This is a genomic window from Vibrio sp. (assembly GCF_047973365.1).
In the GTDB taxonomy this organism is placed as follows: Bacteria; Pseudomonadota; Gammaproteobacteria; order Enterobacterales; family Vibrionaceae; genus Vibrio.
This window is the reverse complement of record NZ_JBKEBW010000118.1, coordinates 1-18,970: the sequence shown is the minus strand read 5'-3', so window position 1 is coordinate 18,970 and position 18,970 is coordinate 1. Positions and strand designations below refer to the sequence as shown.

Below are 18,970 nucleotides of genomic sequence, written 5' to 3'. Positions count from 1 at the left end.
TAAAGTGATTGGCAATGCGATCTTGTTCAATTGGAATAGCAGTGATCATGATAGAGCTCCTTGCAGCACAAGGCTGACAGTATTTATCGCTTTATATATTTATAGCATATGCTATTTATAAGATCGATTTATGGCATATGCAAATAATATTTTTGCAAGCAGAGTTGCCAAAATTGCAAGTTTAGTGCTCTCGGTCGTCGTCAACGCCGCAATTGATGTATAGGCAGTGGATGTATAGAGAGAAGGTTAATCTGGGCGATGCATCAAGAGTGCTTTGCCTTCGGCAAGGCAGATGGCTACTTTGTAACGTGCTCTTTTTACCAGATTAGCCAGCGTTTGGCGGGATACGCCCATTTCTGCAGCAGCATCTTGCTGGAGCATACCTTTAAGATCAACTAGGCGCAGAGCTTCAAATTCGTCTGCGGCGAGCTCGATTTTATCGAGCTCGCTCATTGGTATACCGTTAGGTTTAAAGCAGCTATCAGCAGGAACTCCGCAGATATTACGTGGAATTTTGGGACGACCCATAAATGCTCCTAGGCGATAGAATCGGGTAACTGATAGTAAACCAGTCTTGGTGGCAAAAACAGGGCTATCTGCTGCGCAGGCATGAGTGTCAAAGCGGATTGTTTAACGATATGATTTTTTTATTGTCCATGTAATAATGAAAATTATTCTTATTTGCATCTAAGGTTGTTGTTTTTTGGACATGTACCTTGGAATAGTAATTTATTGTTCAAAACAATTTATCGTTCAAAACAGGCGCTATATATGCTCGAAAATGACTTAAATACGGCCAAAATCCGTTGGACAGAAAATGATGTTCCTCATATCGAGGCGGACAATTATGGATCTCTTGGCTTCGGCTATGGCTATGTCCATGCTCGGGATCGTTTAGCTGAAATCTCTGCGCAAGCGATAGTGCTGCGTGGCGAACGCTCCGGGTATTACGGCGCAGAGCAGTTTTCGACGATTGGCTTTCTAAAAACGACTAACTTGAATTCAGATTTGATGTTCCGCTTACGTATGCCAGCGGAATGGGCAAAAGAAGAGTTAGCAAACCTTAGTGATGATGCGCGAGCTTATGTTGTTGGTTATGTGAATGGGCTAAATCACTTTGTAGAATCTTTGACAGAAGAAGAATGGCACGAAAGGAACAGTGCTGAACCGTTAATTACTTTCGAGCCAGAGGATGTGATTCGTTCCGCGATGCGATTTGGCGTTATGAAAGAGTTAATCGAAATCGGTCCTCACCTTGTGGCTTCTTCCGGCGCATGGCGATCGGATTTGACGACTTGCCATCACTCTTGTCACAGTGAAGATGTGATTGTTGAAGGTGGTTTTGGTAGCAATGCATGGGCATTCGGTGGTGATGTCGTAGAAGGTGAGGGGGCAATTCTGCTAGGTAATCCGCACTCGGCATGGCAAAGAACCCCACATCAGCAGCGTATTTATATGCATCAGTATCACCTTACGATTCCCGGAGAACTGGATGTGGCTGGCACTTCTTTCCTTGGCTTCCCGCTGCCGCTTACTGGTTACAATGCTGATGTGTCATGGTCCATTTTGGACGCAGCAACGGTCACTTCATTTGTCCTGCAACTAATGAAGATTCAAGAAGTTACGCTTAACCCAACTTATCTTATGGACGGTGAACAAAAACCACTTGAGATAAAAGAGATCAGTATTGATGTGTTAGAAGAGAATGGAGACATTGAAACTCGTCACTATCATTTTCTGCATTCTGAACTTGGCTATTTATTTAAACTTCCACAAAGACCAGGCAAACCAGAGGGATGGTATGCGATTACCAACCCTAGTGAGCGCAATGCTCGTGGCATTAATCAGTTTCTAGCGGCAGCGAAAACTTCAACTACCAAAGCGTTTGTTGACGCGATATCGTCTCATCGTGGTATTTTATGTCAGTTAATTGTGGCAGATCGATACGGTGACATCGCATACGTGATGGCAGGGAATGTACCGCCGGTCACTGATGAACAAATGGTACAATGTCATATTGGCGATAGAGAAGCGGCATTTAATGTGTTGGATGGCACTCGTAGCGAGTGCTCATTAAGAGGAAAGGATCAAAAGCCATTAACAGCAGCGAATTCTTTCTATCCAAATGTATTTTCTCGCGGGATCATTCACAACGCGAACAATAGCTACAAATACACTGAATACGGTGTTTGTCAGCCTGATTTTCCTTCTGTATTTGGTCAGCATAAACCGGATCATCAAATCGCGAAGAGTATCGCAGCGGGTCTCAGGTACGATCCTAGACTAGCCATGTCGGCAATTCGAATGAAAGAGCTAAGTAAAGCGCCTGTGATTAAGCCGTCTAATGCATTGGAAGTATTGTTTGATAACCGAAACTATGCCGCTGAAACTTTCTTGTCCGATATTCTCGCCCATTTACAAATGGTATCTTCGACATCCATTCAGGCAGCCAGCAAGGTATTAGCACAATGGGATAGAAAGAATAACTCCGATAGTCGTGGTGCTCTGCTGTTTCATCTCTTCTGGAACAAAGTCGTACAACTGAATATGTTAACTATGCTTGGCAGTGGTGATCCTGAGTTAGGTACTCAATTGGATCTCAGCACGGGTAGTCTTGATAAAATTCAGCAGGCGTTGGACGAAAGCGTTAGCGAATTGCAGCAATTTGGCTTCGAACTGGATAAAGCGTGGGGAGATGTTTTGTGTAAAACCGATAATGGTGAGGTCATCCCACTGCATGGCGGTTCCTATTTAGAGGGGGTGCTTAATGGTGAGATGCCTGCACCTTTAGAAAAATCAGGCTTCCCCTATATCTTATTTGGCACCGCTTATATTCAGCTTTCACGTTGGGAAAAAGGGCAAATCATCATTGAGGGGCTATTGAGCCACGGACAGAGAGACGGTGTTATATCTGAAGGTAGAACGAGACAGTTGAAGATGTTCTCCAACAAAACGTTAGGAGTTATTCCCTTTTTACCTCAGCAGCTTACATCGGCTTATCTCATCGGTTCACTGACACTGCAATCAGCAAAAACGGGTATCAATGTTTGAACGTGCGGAATGCAACTAAGTACTGAACAAAACAGCCACAATTATGTGGCTGTTTTGCAAATCCTAGTAAAAAAGCCTCAGTTGTATTTAATCGGCAAACAGCCAAATTAAACCTTTAATTAAGCCTTCGCGCCATAGCAAACTATCGTGCCCTCCGTCATATAACTCAATGATTGAGTTATGTTTATTTTCTTTTAGTTTTTGGTGTATATGTTCGGAAAGTGGTGCCATCATTCCTTCTCGTTTTCCTGCTTCCATATAGATTTTGTGCTGATAGTGGGTGCCCAGAGTATCGATATATTGGTCAAGATAAAGTGACTCAGGTAATTGCTGAACAATATCTGACTGATGAGAATGATGAATCAATGAATCATTTGGCCACCAGAAAGATCCTGATTGAGAAACTGCTTTAGCAAATTTTTCTGGCCAATTGAGTAGGGCGTAAACCGCCGATAAGCCGCCGTAACTTTGCCCCGTTACAACCGTATTGTCTCGATCTGACGTGAGGTGATACTTGTCTGAAATAATAGGAATGAACTCTTCAATGACTGATTGCCAAAAGGTTGGATTACAAGGGAGATCAATCGATCGCTGCGTCATAGACATCACATCGATCATCAGATAAACCGCTGGTGGTAGAAGTTTTTGCTGAGTACAAATGTCTAAAGCCGACATGATTGGTATGCTCTGTGTCCATGTCTGACCGTCAAGTACGATAATGAGAGGAAGATTTTTTTCTCCATTAAGCGCGGTTGAATAACTCCAAAAACGTCTTTCTTGCTCTAAGATCTCGCTATGAAAAATATGCTCATGGCAGAGAGAGCTTAGTTCTGCCTTACCTTTGCTGCGATCAAAAGAACTCCAGGCGGGATGAATAACAGAAGGATCTAAGTACAGGCGGGAATGCATTTTACCCCACTCACACAATGAAAGGTTTCTTTTGTTGAGTGGATCTGCCACGTGGTATGCGCGCCTTTTGATGATCCAATTTCGATGTTGTGAAATCTGCTCTTCACGGCTTCCATGATACTCAGGTTGTTTCGCTTCCTCTGTAACCGGAATCAACGCATAGGTACCATTCCAACTGCTTGGTGCGCTGCAAATGTAGTAAAAAACGTCGCTATTTCCGAATTGAACTAACTGAGCCGCATTGAAATCATGATGGTTAATGACGCCATTAATATCAATGTAGACCGAGGTATATTGTGGAGAAGTGGTTGGTTTTCTCCAAATAAAAACCAGCTCAGTTGTTCCGTTGTCTCTTGTAATTTGTAATGGGGTGCCTACTGAAGCGAGCTTATCCCACCAAAGTTCGGAACCGATTGATAACCCTACTAAGTCTGTGCTTTTCAACAACGATTTTAAGCTCACCTAACTTCTCCTGACCTGATCTTTTTTCGATTCATCCAATGAAAGCAACTGTTTACCTGAATGATTTTTGTGTTAGCATACGTTGATTTTACTAATAATGGTAATGTTTATGATACGTGTTATCATTTCGATGTGTGCTATTTGCTATTCAATAATGTCGGTTTTTGCTGCTGAAACGTCTGCTGAACAGTGGCCCAGAACATTTGTCAATGCGGATGGTTCAACAACGATTATCCCCAAAAAGCCGTTGAAGGTACTGTCAACTTCCGTGACGGTTACAGGCACTCTTATTGCGATTGATGCTCCAGTGGTTGCGAGTTCAACCGCTGGAGACGGAAAATTTTTCTCTCAATGGGAATCGGTAGCTAAGCAGCGAAAGATTACTGAGCTTTGGCCTGTGGGTGGGGTTGATATCGAAATGGCTTACGCTGTTATGCCTGATCTGATTGTTGTCGCTAAAATGGGTGGAGATTCAGTACTTGATTTGGTTCCTGAATTGAAGCTTTTAGCCCCTGTCATTGTGGTTGATTATGGTAGCCAGACCTGGCAGGAACTAGCAATTAAACTGGGCTACGCAACTGGGCGAGAGGATTTTGTTAAACAAAAAATAGCTGAGTTTGACCAATACGTTGAAGCCACTAAGCTGAATCTACCAGCAAAACAAGCCAATATTATTCGCTATAACGGTCCTGGGATGGCTAATGCGATAGCCAAAGTCACGGGGCCTCACAGTGAATTGATCCATGCTTTAGGGTTTGAGATTGAAGGCGCTAAGGATGAATGGGAAACATTCAGCGATAAAAGAAATGATTTTGCCCGTGTTCATTATGAAACGTTGACGCAGCTTAAAGCTCCGGTGAGCTTTGTTATCGTGGCTGACGAGTCGAATATTCAAACCGTATTGAAAGATCCGGTGTTAGTCAACTTGCCCTCTGTGACACAAAAACAGGTTTATGAATTAGGGCTCAATTCTTTCAGAATCGATTACTACAGCAGCCTGGAAATAATTGAGCTGATGAAAAAGCATTTCGGGTTGGCTCAATAGTGAAATGAAAGCTTCATCTAGCCATCGAGATTCTTTTTACTACACTGGGCTGTTCTTTCTTCTGGTTGTAGCCCTAGTGTGTGCTTTTACCAGCGTTTTCTTCGGTTCTAGAGATATTGAACCGGAGGTAACGTGGCGGGCATTAACTCAATACTCGCCACAAAATAGTGAGCATTTAATTGTTCATCATCTACGTTTACCCAGAGCCCTTCTAGCTATCGTGGTTGGACTGGCTATCGGCGGGGCTGGGGTTTTGATGCAAACTCTAACTCGAAACCCACTTGCGGAGCCGGGATTGTTAGGTGTGAATTCAGGAGCGACCTTAGCGGTCGTTATTGCTATCGCTTTGTTTGGAATTACTGATGTTCATTTCTACATGTGGTTTAGTATTCTTGGAGCAATGCTAGCGGGTGGTATTATCTATCTTCTGGCTGGACTTAACGGCGGTGTTAACCCTGTCAAAGTGGTACTCTCTGGTATAGCGCTGTCGGTCATTCTGCTCTCTATTACCCAAATCATCACGGTTAATAGTCAGGAAGAAGCATTTAACCAGTTTCGACATTGGGTAGTCGGCTCTCTTCAGGGAAGAGGTTTTGATGTTCTCTTTCCTATCTCTGGATTGGTATTCGTTGGGTTAATCTACACCATGTTTTTGACCAGAGAGCTGAATACCGTTTCTTTAGGTAGAGACATCAGCCAGTCGCTTGGCATCAATCATACCAGTGTATGGATTCGCGCTTCCTTATCTATCACTATTCTTGCTGGAGCAGCAACAGCCGCGTCAGGGCCTCTGAGCTTTGTGGGTTTAACCGCACCGCATATTGCACGTTTTTGGGTTGGAACAGAGCACAAGTGGTTGTTGCCTTATTCGATGATGATTGCGGCTGTATTGGTTTCGGTCGCGGATATCTTAGGTAAGATATTGGTTTCTCCTGACGAAATTAGCGTAGGCATCATGACGGCTTTACTAGGCGGGCCAATTTTTGTCATCTTAGTTCGACGCTGGAGGATGGCCGAATTATGAGCCTGATGTTTCAGTCTAAGGTGTTGAGTGATCAGCTCATTCATCGCAGAGGAATGACCATTCGATACTCAAAAAAAGAGTGGCTGTTTGTCATGTACTCATTAGTCGCTTTACTCGCGATAAGTTGCTATTTGATTACCGTTGGGTCATTCCCATTAACGTTTGAGCAATTGTTCTCTGTGCTTTTCCATACTGGTGGCGATCAAGCTATTGCCGAACGTATAGCTATTGCCGAACGTATTGTTTGGAATGTTCGTTTGCCGCGAATCGTTACGGCTATTTTTGTGGGGATGGCACTGGGCGTGTCAGGTTCTATCTTTCAATCTATTTCCAAAAATGCTCTTGGCTCGCCAGACATTATCGGCTTTACCACTGGAGCGGCATCTGGCGCTTTAATCCAAATTATTGTGTTTCAGAACTCAGCGCAAGCTGTGATGATTTCCGCTTTAATTGGCGGAATGCTGACGGCTGGTACGGTCTATTTTCTTTCCCGAAAAAATGGTGTTGTCGGTGGTTATCGGCTAATTCTTATCGGCATTGGTATCGGTGCCATATTGAGTGCCTTTAACAGCTTGATGTTAGTCAAAGGAAATTTAGATCAGGCTATCATGGCAAACCTTTGGCTTGCTGGCTCTCTTAATGCGAGAAGCTGGGGACATGCGCTACCTGTGATGCTCGACGTCATATTGATTGTGCCAATTATTATTGTCAAAGCCAGGACACTTCATTTATTGGAAATGGGAGATGAAATGGCTTCACAGATCGGTGTTTGTGTAGAAAAAGAAAGGGTAGTTATGACTTTCCTGTCTGTGGCACTTGCTGCCTTAGCCACAGGGGCGGCGGGCCCAATCAGTTTTATTGCATTAGCGGCTCCTCAACTCGTGACTCGCCTGCTTAGGGTTGGTCATATTCCTGTTGCAGCCTCAGCTGTCATGGGGGCGACTTTGTTAGTTATTGCTGATCTTGTCTCTCAAATAAAACCATTTTCTATCAACCTTCCCATCGGTCAGTTAACCAGTCTTGTGGGTGGTGTGTATTTGCTTTGGTTACTAACCAGAACAAAGAATTTTTGAGTTGCAGTGATTATGAGTATTAAGGAAGAAACGTTATTTGAATCATTAGGAGAGAGTTTGCATATCGATCGGCTATCGGGTTCAAACATGAATCTCAGTTATGAATCTGAGCAAATTTTTTCGTCACTAGATGTCACTATTCCTGATAACAAGTTCACCGTTATTATTGGGCCAAACGGTTGTGGTAAATCAACACTACTGCGAATGCTTTGTCGTTTGCAAAAACCGAATTCAGGCCGAGTTGAGTTAGATGGCGAAGATATTTATTCGCTCCACCCTAAATCTTTAGCAAAACAAATTGGTTTGTTGCCTCAGCGTGTCACCGCTCCTGATGGAATTCGAGTGAAAGATCTTGTATCCAGAGGTCGCTACCCCTACCAGAAGCTTTTTCAACAGTGGAGTGATGAGGATGAACAGGCGGTATGTGAAGCAATGCAATTGACCGATATTGAGCATTTAGCAGAAAGGTTGATTGATGAGCTTTCCGGTGGACAGCGACAACGGGTATGGATTGCGATGGTTCTTGCGCAACAGACGCCAATTCTGTTTCTCGATGAGCCAACAACGTATTTAGATATTGCTCATCAGATTGACTTATTAGAGCTTTGCCGTGATTTGAATCGCAGGAAAAAGTTCACCATTGTGGCTGTATTGCATGAACTCAACCAAGCGTTTCGCTACGCTGACCATATTTTGTTGATGAGTGAAGGTAACATCGCCGCGCAAGGCGCACCGCAGGACATCATCTCCAGTGAGATCATCAAACAAGTTTTCAACTTAGATTGCCTAATTATGGATGACCCCATTTGTGGCTCACCGATGGTTATTCCTTATGGCACCAGATAGCACATGTTATTAACCCAATAGTCTTACTCAGATCTGTTATTTATTTTTTCAAATTATTGCCTAATTTTTAATTGATATAGTAAATGATAATCAATATCATTACGATTAATTTTTGGGGTTAATTTAATTAAAAAATAGGGAACAGGATGAAATCTTTACAAGCAAAAAGGATGAATTACTTAAGCTATAGCATCGCAGTGGCTATCGGTATGGCAGTATCTTTACCAGCGTTAAGTAATGAAACAAAAGGAACAGAAACGATCGTCATTACTGGCGAACGAATGGATAAAAACCTGAAAGACACCACAACAGCCGTCACAGTTATTGGTGAAGAGCAATTGGAAAATGGCGAGAAGACGTCAATCAATGACATTGCTACTTCAGCACCAAACGTGGTTACAGCCGGATTTGAATCAATTAGTATTCGTGGTATTGAAGGTGCTGGTGTTGCAACTGGTGGTAATGCGTTTTACAGCGGTGGTAAAGCTCGTGTTTCGACTATCGTAGATGATGTTGCTCAAGCTTGGATGGGCCAAGGCTATACTCCAAGTAAATCATGGGATGTAAAGCAGATTGAAGTATTACGTGGACCACAATCGACGAACCAAGGTACTAACTCTATCGGTGGTGCTTTGGTGGTTCAAACCAACGATCCAACTCACTACTGGGAAACAAAACTACGCGCAGGTTTTGAAACCTACGAGAACGGCAATGTTAAAAACAACTTAGCAATTATGACATCTGGCCCTTTAATTCAAGATGAGCTTGCTTTCCGTCTAGCAGTTGATGGCAACAAAGGTGATGGTTGGATGAACTATACTCAAGCATCTGACGAGCTTGAAGGTGCACCTGATCTTGAAGAATCTGAAAATCTCAATGCTCGTTTCAAACTGCTTTGGGAACCGTCTTCAATGCCTGGTTTGAGTGCTAAGTTGACTTACAACCGTCACACTTACAAAGGTGAGTACCTATCTTTTGCTTCAACTGAGTATGTTTATGATCCGGCATTGATTTTAGACAGCGCTAACTCTTCAAATACTCGTCTTCAAGATTCAGTTGCACAGAGTATCGCCGCCGATGTTGATTACGATTTCGACAATGGTTTAGTTAACTCATTACACGTTGCTTATCTCAGTTCTGATGTCGAGTTTGATCAATACCCTTCAGCATTCCATGTTGTTTCTGATGTCGATAACATTACCGTGGAAAATCGACTTTTAGTGCAAACTCCTGGTTCAGACTTTTCTTCAGTTTTAGGGCTTTATTATTCAAAAGCAGATACCAATACAGAATTTACCGGAACGGTTATTGATGGAACGACGACAACTTCTGCTGCATTTGGTGAAACAACATACACGTTAACCCCAGCGTTTAAACTTGTTGGTGGTGTTCGTTTTGAAAATGAAGACTTTGAGCATAACGGCACAAATATCTCGGCTAAATCCAGTACATTTGATGTAGAAGATAATCGCAGTAACAACATTTTCTTGCCTAAAGTGGGCGCACTCTATTACTTCGATGATACGACTACAGTTAATGCCTCTGTTCGTAAAGGCTATAACTCAGGCGGCCATGCTTTAGACTTCACTGAGCAAGAATACTATGAGTACGATAAAGAGACGGTTATCGCTTATGAAGCGGGTCTACTTAAAGAATTTGAGCGTGGACAATTCAGCACTAACTTGTTCTACAACGATTACTCCGGCTACCAAGCTTATGTAGACAGCCGATTCGATAATATCGAAGAGTCACGTACTTACGGTGTGGAGCTCGCTGGTTCTATCTGGGCAACGACAAGCACACAACTTCGTGCAAGTGCTGGCTACCTAGAAACGAAAATTGTTAAAGATGACGTTGCAGAAAGTGGTTTAGAACTACCGAATGCGCCAAGTTCTAACTTGTCTGCAGGTTTTACTCAATACTTCGGTCAGAACTTCTCAATAGGTGCTGATGTAACTTATGTGGGTAAGTATTACTCTGATTTAGAGAACAGCGAAGATTACACTGCTGGTGACTACGTTACTGCCGATGCTCGTCTTCAGTACACAATTGGCGATTTTACTCTTGATGGCTACGTGACCAACTTAACGGATGAAGATGTGGTTTACCAATATCAAGTGAGTTCAAGAGGTACAACCAAAGCGTCTGTTGGTCAAACAAGAACCTTTGGTCTAAATGCCACTTACCGAATGTAGTTTCAACCATAGCTAACATTATTGAGCTCGACTTCTTCTGGAGAAGTCGGGCTTTTCTGCTTTTATCAAAAATGAGTCAGCCGTATGAGTGAGCAACTAATCTATCCAATCAAAGCTAAGCTAATTGTTTGCAAGCGCAATTGGTTTTAGTTTCTCCAAGTACTCTTGCGCCTCTTTCACACCCATATAGCGCCCCAGCGTTTTTATCGGCACATCATGTAAATCTACTACGATCAACCCATCTAAAGCATCGTTGAAGGCAGGGTCAACGTTGAAGCTGACCAATTTTCCATTCAAGCCTAAATACTGACGTAATAGCACAGGAATGCCTTTGCCTTCATCAATACGAGCAATCACTCGCGAGAGCAGTTGCAAGTCGGCTAAGGACGTTAACAAACTAGCATTCCATTGGGCTGGTATCGTAGGTAATGGATTAGAAGCTGCGACAAAGTTTGCTTGTTCGTTGTCGTAGAAGTGTAGCGTCATGGTGTCAGCCAGCAAACGCCTGGCTTGTTCACTGTAATCATTGCTGATACTGACTGGACCAAATAGGTGAGTATACTGAGGGTTGTTATGTATAAATGCGCCAATGCCTTTCCATAGCAGAAGCAATGGCGCCATGCTTTTCTGGTAATATTCATCGATGACTGAGCGCCCTAACTCTATGGCATTGCCCATGTTTTGCAGAAAGCGTGGGTCATAGTTAAATAGCGTGCTGGAATAGAGCCCTTGAATACCTTGGGCTGCAACAATTTTGTCTACCAAACCTAGGCGATAAGCGCCAACCATCTCATTGCGTTCTTTATCCCAGATGAAAAGATGCAAATACTCGCGGTCAAAGTCGTCGACATCTAAAGCCAGGCCGGTTCCTTCACCAACTTGACGAAAGTTTTTTTCGCGTAAGCGTCCAATCTCATGCATTAAAGAGGGGATATGCTCGGAATGAGTACAGTAAACGTCAAACTCATTTAGACTGAGCAGATGAGCTGATGAAGGAAGCGCTTTAAGATCTTCAAGCAGTTCAATGAGCGGTAATCTATCCGCAATTGCCTGTGAAGTCTCATCTAAGCTAGTTTTATCTCGTGATAGTGTTTTTTTTGCACCAAGCAGATAGGTGTTGAGGCGCAAGTAATTGACCAGTTGTTGATCGCAAAGATGTTGCAGTTCTTTGTAGTGAATGACATCGCTAATCGAAATGTCGATACAGGTCTGTTTTTTATTCAGCAATTCACGGCCGAGCATCACAGTGCGAAGCAGCGGATGTATTTTCCCTGCCATATAAAAACGAGTCGAGTTGTGACCTTCGATATAAATGGGAACTGCTGCCGCTTTGTGTTTTTTGATCAAGCGGCTGACCGATTGACTCCACTCTTTATCTTCCAAACGATGTTGTTTGCTGTCTACCAATTGGGAAACTTCGCCTGCAGGGAACATGAGTAACAAGCCGCCTTGCTCTAAATGTTTATGAACCTGACGCATCGCTTGTAGGTTTGCTTTACGTGCATTATCTGTCTCAAATACATCGACGCCGATAAACAGTGAATCCAGTTCCGGCACCGTCTTTAAGTATTGGTTTGCCAGTATTTGTACGTCAGAACGAATCGTGAGTAGCATCTCGGCCAATATCACGCCTTCAACACAGCCTAGCGGATGGTTGGCAACTACAACCGTTGGTCCAATCTGCGGTACGTTGTTAAGTGAACCTTTTATTAGTTGGTAATCAATGCCCAAAATTTCGAGCGTAAAGCGAAGAAATTGGCGAGTGTCGCACCCGGCCGGACGTTGCGCATAGAATTTATCAAGTTGACTTAAACCCGTTGCCCATTCAGCGAAGTTTTCACCTAAACCAAACGGCGTTTTTCGTGGCAATTTAAAAGGGCTTTTTGACAGCATGTTAACCTCACAATCCTTGTATTATGAGCCCATGCTAGAAGGGGAATATTTCAGCTACGCTGCAATTATGTGAGCCTTTGATGGCGGATTTTTTGCAATACAGTGACAGTGAAGCAAAAAAGCCTGAGCAAACGGCTCAGGCTTGGTTTCACTCATTGAAAGGGGTTAGAGTGATTTTTCATAAAGCTCAATAACTTGTTCTTTAGTCATTGGGTGTGGGTTACCGCCAGCACATGGGTCTGCCAGTGCATCATTAACCCAAGTTAGCGTATCTTCTTTGGTAACACCTAGCTCGCCAAAGCCCGATGGAATGCCCACACGGCGATTGAGAGCATTGAGTGCATCAATGGCTGCAACACTGGCTTCTTCAACGCTCATTGATGAAGTATCTACACCGAGCGCTTGTGCAACTTTGGCAAATTTTTCAACACGGTATGGACGGTTAAATTCACTGACAATAGGCAGAAGAATCGCGTTACACACACCATGAGGTAAGTCTTTATGCGCACCTGCTGGGTGAGCCATTGCGTGCACCATACCTAAACCTGCGCTATTGAAAGACAACCCTGCGACGAACTGACCGTAAGCCATCATTTCACGAGCGTGAACATCAGAGCCATTATCCACCGCTTGTGGCAGATTTTGCGCTATCAGGCGGATCGATTCCAAAGAGATGTAATCAGTGAGCTGATGTGCTCCGACAGAAACATAAGATTCAACTGCATGCGTTAACGCGTCGATACCTGTCGCGGCTGTCACTGATGCTGGAATGCCAAGCATGACGCTTGCGTCGTTGACTGAAATGTCCGGGATGATTTTGTCAGAGATGATGACGTGTTTGACGTGCGTAGCGGTATCAGTAATAACAGCGTTACTGGTGACTTCTGCTGCGGTGCCCGCTGTGGTGTTAATCGCATAGAGCGGAGCTCCTACCGTTTTCACTTTCTCGACCCCGTTGTATGCAGCAATAGGGCCTGGATTGGCGGAGAGAATACGGATTGCTTTGGCGGTATCAATAGAGCTGCCACCACCGAAGCCGATGATGTATTGGGCTTGCTCCGCATTATACATAGAGAGTGCGCTATTGACGGTATTGGTGTCCGGATTTGGGCGTACGTCTTTGAACAGCGCCAGATTGAGTTTGCTGCTCATTAATTTGTCGGCGAAACCTAGCTCTACCAAAGTTGGGTCGCAAATCAACAGACCTTTCTCTTGTCCATGTTCTTCAACCAATCGCTCCACCAGAGCTTCAATGGCGCCAACGCCAGATAAATTGATTTTAGGGAACGCAAGTTTGAATACACTCATAGTGATTTCCTTAAATTGAATTTTGATAAACCATTATTTATTTAAGGTTATTAGAGCGCTTATTTTTGAGTATTAACTTCAAATTTCTGCCGATTGACTAATTAATGATGCGAATTTGCCAAGAAAGTCATGCCCAAGCTCAAATTTTCACATTGTGGATGGATTAAGCCTCAGCTTAATGTGAGGCTTAATCGTGAGTTAGGCCAAATAAAAAACAGATTCTAATTCAATCGATTGTGGTGAGTTATCTGGGTTAGTAGCCATAATATCTTGCATAAATGCCCACCATTTTTGGCAGGCTTCAGTTTGTGCCACTTGCTGCCATTGTTGCTCATTTTCTATTTCAACATAGCCAAAAAGCTGGTGAGTTTGCTCGTGGAAAAAAATGGAGTAGTTACTGCCACCGTGAGTTTTTAAAACGTCGACGAGTTGTGGCCAAATTTCATCATGTCTTTTTTGGTATTCTTCTTTACAGCCTGGATTTAGCTGCATCACAAAGCCTTTGCGGATCAATGCACTCACGAGGGGCTCCTATTATGAAGTGGATATTCGAAAGCTAACAGTAAGAGACTTAGGTAGTGCAAACCTTAGTGAATTCACACTTGTTGGCGTGAGTATGGTTACTTTATCAAGGTGAATTACATCGGTTTCACATTTTCAACAATATATCGTTCTAGCGTTTTCAAATTGTGCTGTTCCACGCAGAGTATTTACGTAACTGTGTATTTAATAAACAGTCCGTTCTAACAGGAGTGCTAGAATGATTTATCTCAAAGCGCATGAATTTTTCATGGATTCAAAAAGTCCGGTTACTACCGAGATCCGAAGCCCACAGGAACCTTTTCCTGAACATGCGCATTCGTTTGAAGAAATCATTATTGTCTCAGGTGGCAATGGCATCCATGTGATGAACGACATCCCCATGAATCTAAGCAAAAATTACGTCTGCTTTGTGAAGAAGGAAGATCGTCATCTGTTCGACAGTGTTGATGATCTTTATCTCAGCAATGTTTTGTTTGATAGAGATAAATTAACGCTTTGCTCTTGCCTAAAAAACTACATGCCGATAGAAAAGAGTGACGAAAACGGCTGGTTTATCAATGAGCATGCGGCTGAAAGAGCCAATAAACTGATTGAGCAACTGGATATTGAATCTCATACCGATTCTGATGATTCTCGCATTATCGCTCAGTCTCTGTTTCAGCAATTAATTGTTGAGTTATGGAGAGGGAAAATTCAAAAAGCGGATTTGCTGAATCATGAAGATAGAGTCATTTTTGCCCTTTCACATATCAATGATCATTATTCAGAACTAACAGAATTAGAGCCAGTGGCGGAAATTGCCCATTTGTCCTCAAGGCAACTAACCAAGAGCATCAAACATCTGACAGGGATGAGTTATAACCAATATCTTCACTACATCCGGGCAAGCAAAGCTCTCTCTCGTCTGCTGTATAGCGAGGAGTCGATCACTGATATTGCATTTCAGGTTGGGTATCACGATAGCAACTATTTTTCGACCAAGTTCAAGCAGGTGTTCAACCTTACCCCAAGAGACGCAAGGCTGAGAAAGGAAAGAGCAGCAGTGCGTTAGTTTTAATTTTTTCACTTTCTACTTGCACAATATCATTCAATTGTTTCCCAAATGCCATATTATCTAAAGGTTGCTAGCCTTCGTAATAGGTATCCTAAATCGAGGCGACATTCGTTTTAGGTACACCATCCAACAAGTATATTTTATGTGCCAATGACGTTTTCAAAACAAATCGCTGTGGGAACCAATTCGGGCAAGTTGTAATTGGTCTTCGAAAATACGGTAAATAAGCACCAGATCTGGCTTTATATGGCAATCTCTAAAGCCAATCTAATTTCCTGTCAGGGCGTGGTCAACGTTCTGAGGGGCAAGGGGGTTGCCTCTCTGTAGCTGCGAGATGATATTGCCGATCTCAATGATGTCTGGGATCGGCATTTTAGTGATTTTCTTAAAGTCTTTTTTAAACTGAGTCGAGTATTCAAGGTTATACATTTTTAACTTTGTCTTCGGTCAGTTCGTTGAACATAGATTCAACTGACTCAGCTTTATGGCCCTTGCCTTCAACTAATTCTTTCATAGCGGCAGCGGTTACTCCATTAGGCTGAGCTACACGAAGTTCAAAGGGAATTCCACCGTGGTTGATAACGGCTTTAGCGAATAATTTAATTGCTTGTGAAGTGCTTAAACCCATCTCATCACAAATGCTAGTAAAAGCAACTTTGGTGTCAGGGTCTATGCGGGTGCTCAACATTTCTGTTCTCATATTGATACCTCTTTGCATGCAATGTTATACATAGTTATACAAAAGTATAATGGTACATAGCAAATTGTTCAAGTAGACAGCTAATACGTGGCGAAATCGGGAAACCAGTGTGTTTCCATTCATCTTCATAGATGAATGAAAACTCTGTCTCTGTTCCAACAGGAAGAATCAAACGATCAATTTTGGTATTCCTACCGATAAACACGTCTCACTGTTGTAACTCACTTATACCAACCGTCCTCACAGCTTCTCAGGCTGTTTTCAGCTTGGGAGGTTAATTTTCTAGTTCAATCTCTCTCTTTGTTCTCTATGGGAGATATTTATCAGCCAGAGACTATTAACTATATTACCCAGCTACTTTTTGCGTGATTGTTGAGCTAAAGATTTTTTATATCATTTAGCATCCATGTACCATTGTTATACTCTTCTTGTGGGCCGTAGAATCGGAACAATAGAAAGAAGTTATTTGCATTACCAGTTGGCAGATAGTTTACACCTCCATTTAATTCTTTAGGCCCAAAATATATGTCGACACTTCCGTCAGGGTTCACTTTATGAGGCTCTGTTGAAGCCAAACCGATTGGGTCGGCACCATGAATGTAGGAGGCAGTCGATACATCGTATACGAGAACAGACCAGAACTGATTAACTGGAACATCCGCTGGAACTGTCAGTTTGTAATTCGCATTACCATCGAGAAGCTTATTATCACCGTCTTTTGATAACATAAGGTAAGCTGTTGCTGAACCAAGCTTTACTGGTGGTGAAATGTATGTATAAAAGGTGAATGCACGTTCGTCGATATAGACTTTATTATCATCTTCATATGTCATTCCAGTTGTAATCATCGACATATCGACAGGCATTTGCCATTGAGAATGTCCAGGCCAACGCAGTTTAGTCAGATTCACGAGCTGGTGCTGCAACTCATCATGTACATTACTCATTACCTTATCGAGTGTTTTCTTTTCCGCTTTAGTCGGTTCAAACGGTTTTCCACGCTCAATACCGATACTGCTCAACATACCCATCGGGTATTTGTCGACATCTTGTACTCGCTCGTAATTGATAATCTCATGCAGGCGATTGAAAAAAGTATGATCCCAAGGAAATAACGAAGCGTAACCCTTATTAAAGATATTCATTGGTTTTAAGTCTGACGAGCCGTCAGCAAACGTATATTGCTTAAAGCCATTAAGAATATACTGTTCAGACTCTTCTAATGTCTGTTTTTTTAGATCAGGAGTGATAATTCGGAATGTCCCGTAGCCACGATATGTCGTTAATGGTACAGGCAGGTACCCCTTCGGCACCTGAATGTTTTTATCCATAGCGTCATATAGGAAGTACTTTCCTCCTTTACCTGAATCATCACCATCTGTACCGATATCGACAACAGGTCGCTGCCATAGATCCTCAAAGGTACCAAATACACTGAATTTATCTGTTGAAGGTGGCACTTCAACCACTACGGGACCATTCTTCACATCATAAATGATCTGCACATAAGGAGTGGAATTGTTTGGTGTAGGCTGTTGAAACTTCCATGTTGGTGGCTCAGAAAAATAAGCGATTTGATTTAAAGCTTGGCCGGCATCAATCCCGCCTTCAATCATTTGGTTACCAGCAACAAGTGCTTGTCCCCATAGAGCGATTTCATAAGCGCGACGCTCTAGACGCTCTTGTTCAAAGTCTCTGCCTTGAGCTGTTCCTGAAATAATACAGGCACATAACAATATAGCTTTTATTATGTTCATATGTATTTCTCTACTTGATATAACAAAGTGAACCGCAAAGCATCATGCTTTGCGGTTCTGGAGATCAGATTTTTTCTATGTTTGGTAATACCCATTGCTTAGAGAAATAAGCCTGTGTTGGTGCATACAGGCGGAAGTAGGTAAACCAGCCTTCCCCAGGGTTTGAGTAAATGAAATTAGACTTTGGAACACCCTCAGGCTTCTCTGGTCCAATGGTAATAGTGTAAGAACCATCGTCATTAGCGACCAAGTTATCGTGTGAAGTCAGGCCCGGAATTCGATCTTTATTTTGCACAAAAGTTCGTGTTTTCTGGGAGTAAACGATAAAAGACCAGAATTGCTCAGCAGGGACATTCGCCGGAACCGTTAATTGATAAGTATTGCTGCCATCTAACCACTGACCGTTAGCATCTTCGTAAGCCGCCAAGTACTTCGAACCTACTCCGACGAGGTCTTTCATCATGCCATCAGACATGGAAAAGGCTTCCCATGTGTAAGAGGTCAGACCGTCAAACTCTTTCATTCCGTTTTCTTGGTTGACGTGATGAGAATTGGTTAATCCCCCTAAGTGTACCGTCCAGTAACTGCCACTATCTTTGCCATAAAAAGGCTCAACAAAGAATCGACGGCCATTAGACAATGACTCCGCCATCGCTTTACCATACTCCGCTGCCTTATTTAAAATCTCGACCTGTTTTTCGGTTGGTTTAAACGGCTTTCCTTTCTCAATACCAACGCGATAGAGTGCTTGAAGCATGTAACGGTCTTCGGCAGGGAAATTCTCTACTTGCACAATATCATTCAATTGTTTCCAAAACGCCATATTATCTAAAGGCTGCCAGCCTTCGTAATAGGTATCTTGTAGCGCGGCGCGACACTTGATAATAAAGGGCGCGACACTTGATAATAAAAATTTATGTTCAGGATACGCGCCCTCATAGTTCATTGGGCTAATAAGTTGGTGATTATTCAACCAATGAGATGTAGAGCTCACATTCACAAATTAGTGTAGCGGAATACATGGCTACCTGTTGGTTTGCATATTAGTGTCGTGACCAGAACACATTCTAAGGTCTGTCGCTATGCTATGTATTAAACCTGAAGCCCAAG

Annotated in this window: 15 protein-coding genes and 1 pseudogene; 7 read left to right on the top strand and 9 right to left on the bottom strand. The window is 42.8% G+C overall.

Translation table 11 applies throughout. The features are described from left to right. Positions 1–246 precede the first annotated feature (246 nt). Positions 247–528 (bottom strand): DUF134 domain-containing protein, encoded by a 282-nt coding sequence (locus ACK5MF_RS14990; RefSeq protein ID WP_416923390.1) that lies wholly within the window; start codon positions 526–528, stop codon positions 247–249. A gap of 243 nt (positions 529–771) precedes the next feature. Here ACK5MF_RS14990 and ACK5MF_RS14985 point away from each other — a divergent pair, with 243 nt between their 5' ends. Then, positions 772–3,051 (top strand): penicillin acylase family protein, encoded by a 2,280-nt coding sequence (locus ACK5MF_RS14985; RefSeq protein WP_416923389.1) that lies wholly within the window; start codon positions 772–774, stop codon positions 3,049–3,051. Positions 3,052–3,138: 87 nt separating this feature from the next. Here the strand turns inward: ACK5MF_RS14985 and fes are convergent, their stop codons facing one another. Then, positions 3,139–4,422, bottom strand: coding sequence for an enterochelin esterase (gene fes / locus ACK5MF_RS14980; RefSeq protein WP_416923388.1), 1,284 nt, complete (start codon positions 4,420–4,422; stop codon positions 3,139–3,141). Positions 4,423–4,531: 109 nt separating this feature from the next. Between fes and fepB the strand changes: the two genes are divergently transcribed. The 5 genes from fepB to ACK5MF_RS14955 all read left to right on the top strand — a co-directional run bounded on the left by fepB (position 4,532) and on the right by ACK5MF_RS14955 (position 10,605). Continuing rightward, entirely contained in the window at positions 4,532–5,467 is a 936-nt protein-coding gene (fepB, locus tag ACK5MF_RS14975) for a Fe2+-enterobactin ABC transporter substrate-binding protein (RefSeq protein ID WP_416923387.1), read from the top strand. Between the two features lie 4 nt (positions 5,468–5,471). Continuing rightward, positions 5,472–6,491: a FecCD family ABC transporter permease gene (locus ACK5MF_RS14970; RefSeq protein WP_416923386.1), complete on the top strand. Its 1,020-nt coding sequence runs from the start codon at positions 5,472–5,474 to the stop codon at positions 6,489–6,491. Next, positions 6,488–7,564, top strand: a complete 1,077-nt coding sequence (locus tag ACK5MF_RS14965) for a FecCD family ABC transporter permease (RefSeq protein ID WP_416923385.1) — start codon at positions 6,488–6,490, stop codon at positions 7,562–7,564. The genes ACK5MF_RS14970 and ACK5MF_RS14965 overlap by 4 nt, the downstream gene beginning before the upstream one ends. Before the next feature lie 12 nt (positions 7,565–7,576). Beyond that, on the top strand, positions 7,577–8,410 hold the full coding sequence (locus tag ACK5MF_RS14960; RefSeq protein WP_416923384.1) for an ABC transporter ATP-binding protein: 834 nt from the start codon (positions 7,577–7,579) through the stop codon (positions 8,408–8,410). Between the two features lie 146 nt (positions 8,411–8,556). Further along, on the top strand, positions 8,557–10,605 hold the full coding sequence (locus ACK5MF_RS14955; RefSeq protein WP_416923383.1) for a TonB-dependent receptor: 2,049 nt from the start codon (positions 8,557–8,559) through the stop codon (positions 10,603–10,605). A 120-nt stretch (positions 10,606–10,725) separates the two neighbouring features. Here ACK5MF_RS14955 and ACK5MF_RS14950 read toward each other — a convergent pair whose 3' ends face one another. The 3 genes from ACK5MF_RS14950 to rhaM form a co-directional block, all read right to left on the bottom strand. Continuing rightward, complete coding sequence (locus ACK5MF_RS14950; RefSeq protein WP_416923382.1) at positions 10,726–12,498, bottom strand: lysophospholipid acyltransferase family protein; 1,773 nt, start codon at positions 12,496–12,498, stop codon at positions 10,726–10,728. Positions 12,499–12,663: 165 nt separating this feature from the next. Further along, a complete protein-coding gene (locus tag ACK5MF_RS14945; RefSeq protein ID WP_416923381.1) occupies positions 12,664–13,806 on the bottom strand; it encodes an iron-containing alcohol dehydrogenase in 1,143 nt (380 codons plus the stop codon). Between the two features lie 198 nt (positions 13,807–14,004). Further along, the gene (gene rhaM, locus ACK5MF_RS14940) at positions 14,005–14,328 is read right to left on the bottom strand and encodes an L-rhamnose mutarotase (protein WP_416923380.1); all 324 of its coding nucleotides are present in this window, start codon (positions 14,326–14,328) and stop codon (positions 14,005–14,007) included. 238 nt (positions 14,329–14,566) lie between these two features. Here rhaM and ACK5MF_RS14935 point away from each other — a divergent pair, with 238 nt between their 5' ends. Beyond that, entirely contained in the window at positions 14,567–15,400 is an 834-nt protein-coding gene (locus ACK5MF_RS14935; protein ID WP_416923379.1) for a helix-turn-helix domain-containing protein, read from the top strand. Positions 15,401–15,562: 162 nt separating this feature from the next. On the opposite strand, the pseudogene ACK5MF_RS14930 reads toward ACK5MF_RS14935, so the two are convergent. The 4 genes and pseudogenes from ACK5MF_RS14930 to ACK5MF_RS14915 form a co-directional block, all read right to left on the bottom strand. Continuing rightward, positions 15,563–15,832 (bottom strand): annotated as a pseudogene (locus ACK5MF_RS14930) (type II toxin-antitoxin system YafQ family toxin). Beyond that, on the bottom strand, positions 15,825–16,103 hold the full coding sequence (locus ACK5MF_RS14925; protein ID WP_416923378.1) for a type II toxin-antitoxin system RelB/DinJ family antitoxin: 279 nt from the start codon (positions 16,101–16,103) through the stop codon (positions 15,825–15,827). The pseudogene ACK5MF_RS14930 and the gene ACK5MF_RS14925 overlap by 8 nt, the downstream one beginning before the upstream one ends. A gap of 377 nt (positions 16,104–16,480) precedes the next feature. Next, positions 16,481–17,860 carry a DUF1214 domain-containing protein gene (locus ACK5MF_RS14920; protein WP_416923377.1) on the bottom strand — a complete coding sequence of 460 codons (1,380 nt, stop codon included), beginning with the start codon at positions 17,858–17,860 and terminating at the stop codon, positions 16,481–16,483. Positions 17,861–17,924: 64 nt separating this feature from the next. Then, positions 17,925–18,854, bottom strand: coding sequence for a DUF1214 domain-containing protein (locus ACK5MF_RS14915; RefSeq protein ID WP_416923376.1), 930 nt, complete (start codon positions 18,852–18,854; stop codon positions 17,925–17,927). Positions 18,855–18,970: the final 116 nt, after the last annotated feature.

What these genes read in the sequence shown, in the direction of transcription:
- ACK5MF_RS14990 (WP_416923390.1), bottom strand. Translation starts at nt 528, where the DNA reads ATGGGTCGTCCCAAAATTCCACGTAATATCTGCGGAGTTCCTGCTGAT.
- ACK5MF_RS14960 (WP_416923384.1), top strand. Translation starts at nt 7,577, where the DNA reads ATGAGTATTAAGGAAGAAACGTTATTTGAATCATTAGGAGAGAGTTTG.
- fepB (WP_416923387.1), top strand. Translation starts at nt 4,532, where the DNA reads ATGATACGTGTTATCATTTCGATGTGTGCTATTTGCTATTCAATAATG.
- ACK5MF_RS14950 (WP_416923382.1), bottom strand. Translation starts at nt 12,498, where the DNA reads ATGCTGTCAAAAAGCCCTTTTAAATTGCCACGAAAAACGCCGTTTGGT.
- ACK5MF_RS14925 (WP_416923378.1), bottom strand. Translation starts at nt 16,103, where the DNA reads ATGAGAACAGAAATGTTGAGCACCCGCATAGACCCTGACACCAAAGTT.
- ACK5MF_RS14970 (WP_416923386.1), top strand. Translation starts at nt 5,472, where the DNA reads ATGAAAGCTTCATCTAGCCATCGAGATTCTTTTTACTACACTGGGCTG.
- ACK5MF_RS14920 (WP_416923377.1), bottom strand. Translation starts at nt 17,860, where the DNA reads ATGAACATAATAAAAGCTATATTGTTATGTGCCTGTATTATTTCAGGA.
- ACK5MF_RS14935 (WP_416923379.1), top strand. Translation starts at nt 14,567, where the DNA reads ATGATTTATCTCAAAGCGCATGAATTTTTCATGGATTCAAAAAGTCCG.
- ACK5MF_RS14985 (WP_416923389.1), top strand. Translation starts at nt 772, where the DNA reads ATGCTCGAAAATGACTTAAATACGGCCAAAATCCGTTGGACAGAAAAT.
- ACK5MF_RS14945 (WP_416923381.1), bottom strand. Translation starts at nt 13,806, where the DNA reads ATGAGTGTATTCAAACTTGCGTTCCCTAAAATCAATTTATCTGGCGTT.
- ACK5MF_RS14965 (WP_416923385.1), top strand. Translation starts at nt 6,488, where the DNA reads ATGAGCCTGATGTTTCAGTCTAAGGTGTTGAGTGATCAGCTCATTCAT.
- ACK5MF_RS14955 (WP_416923383.1), top strand. Translation starts at nt 8,557, where the DNA reads ATGAAATCTTTACAAGCAAAAAGGATGAATTACTTAAGCTATAGCATC.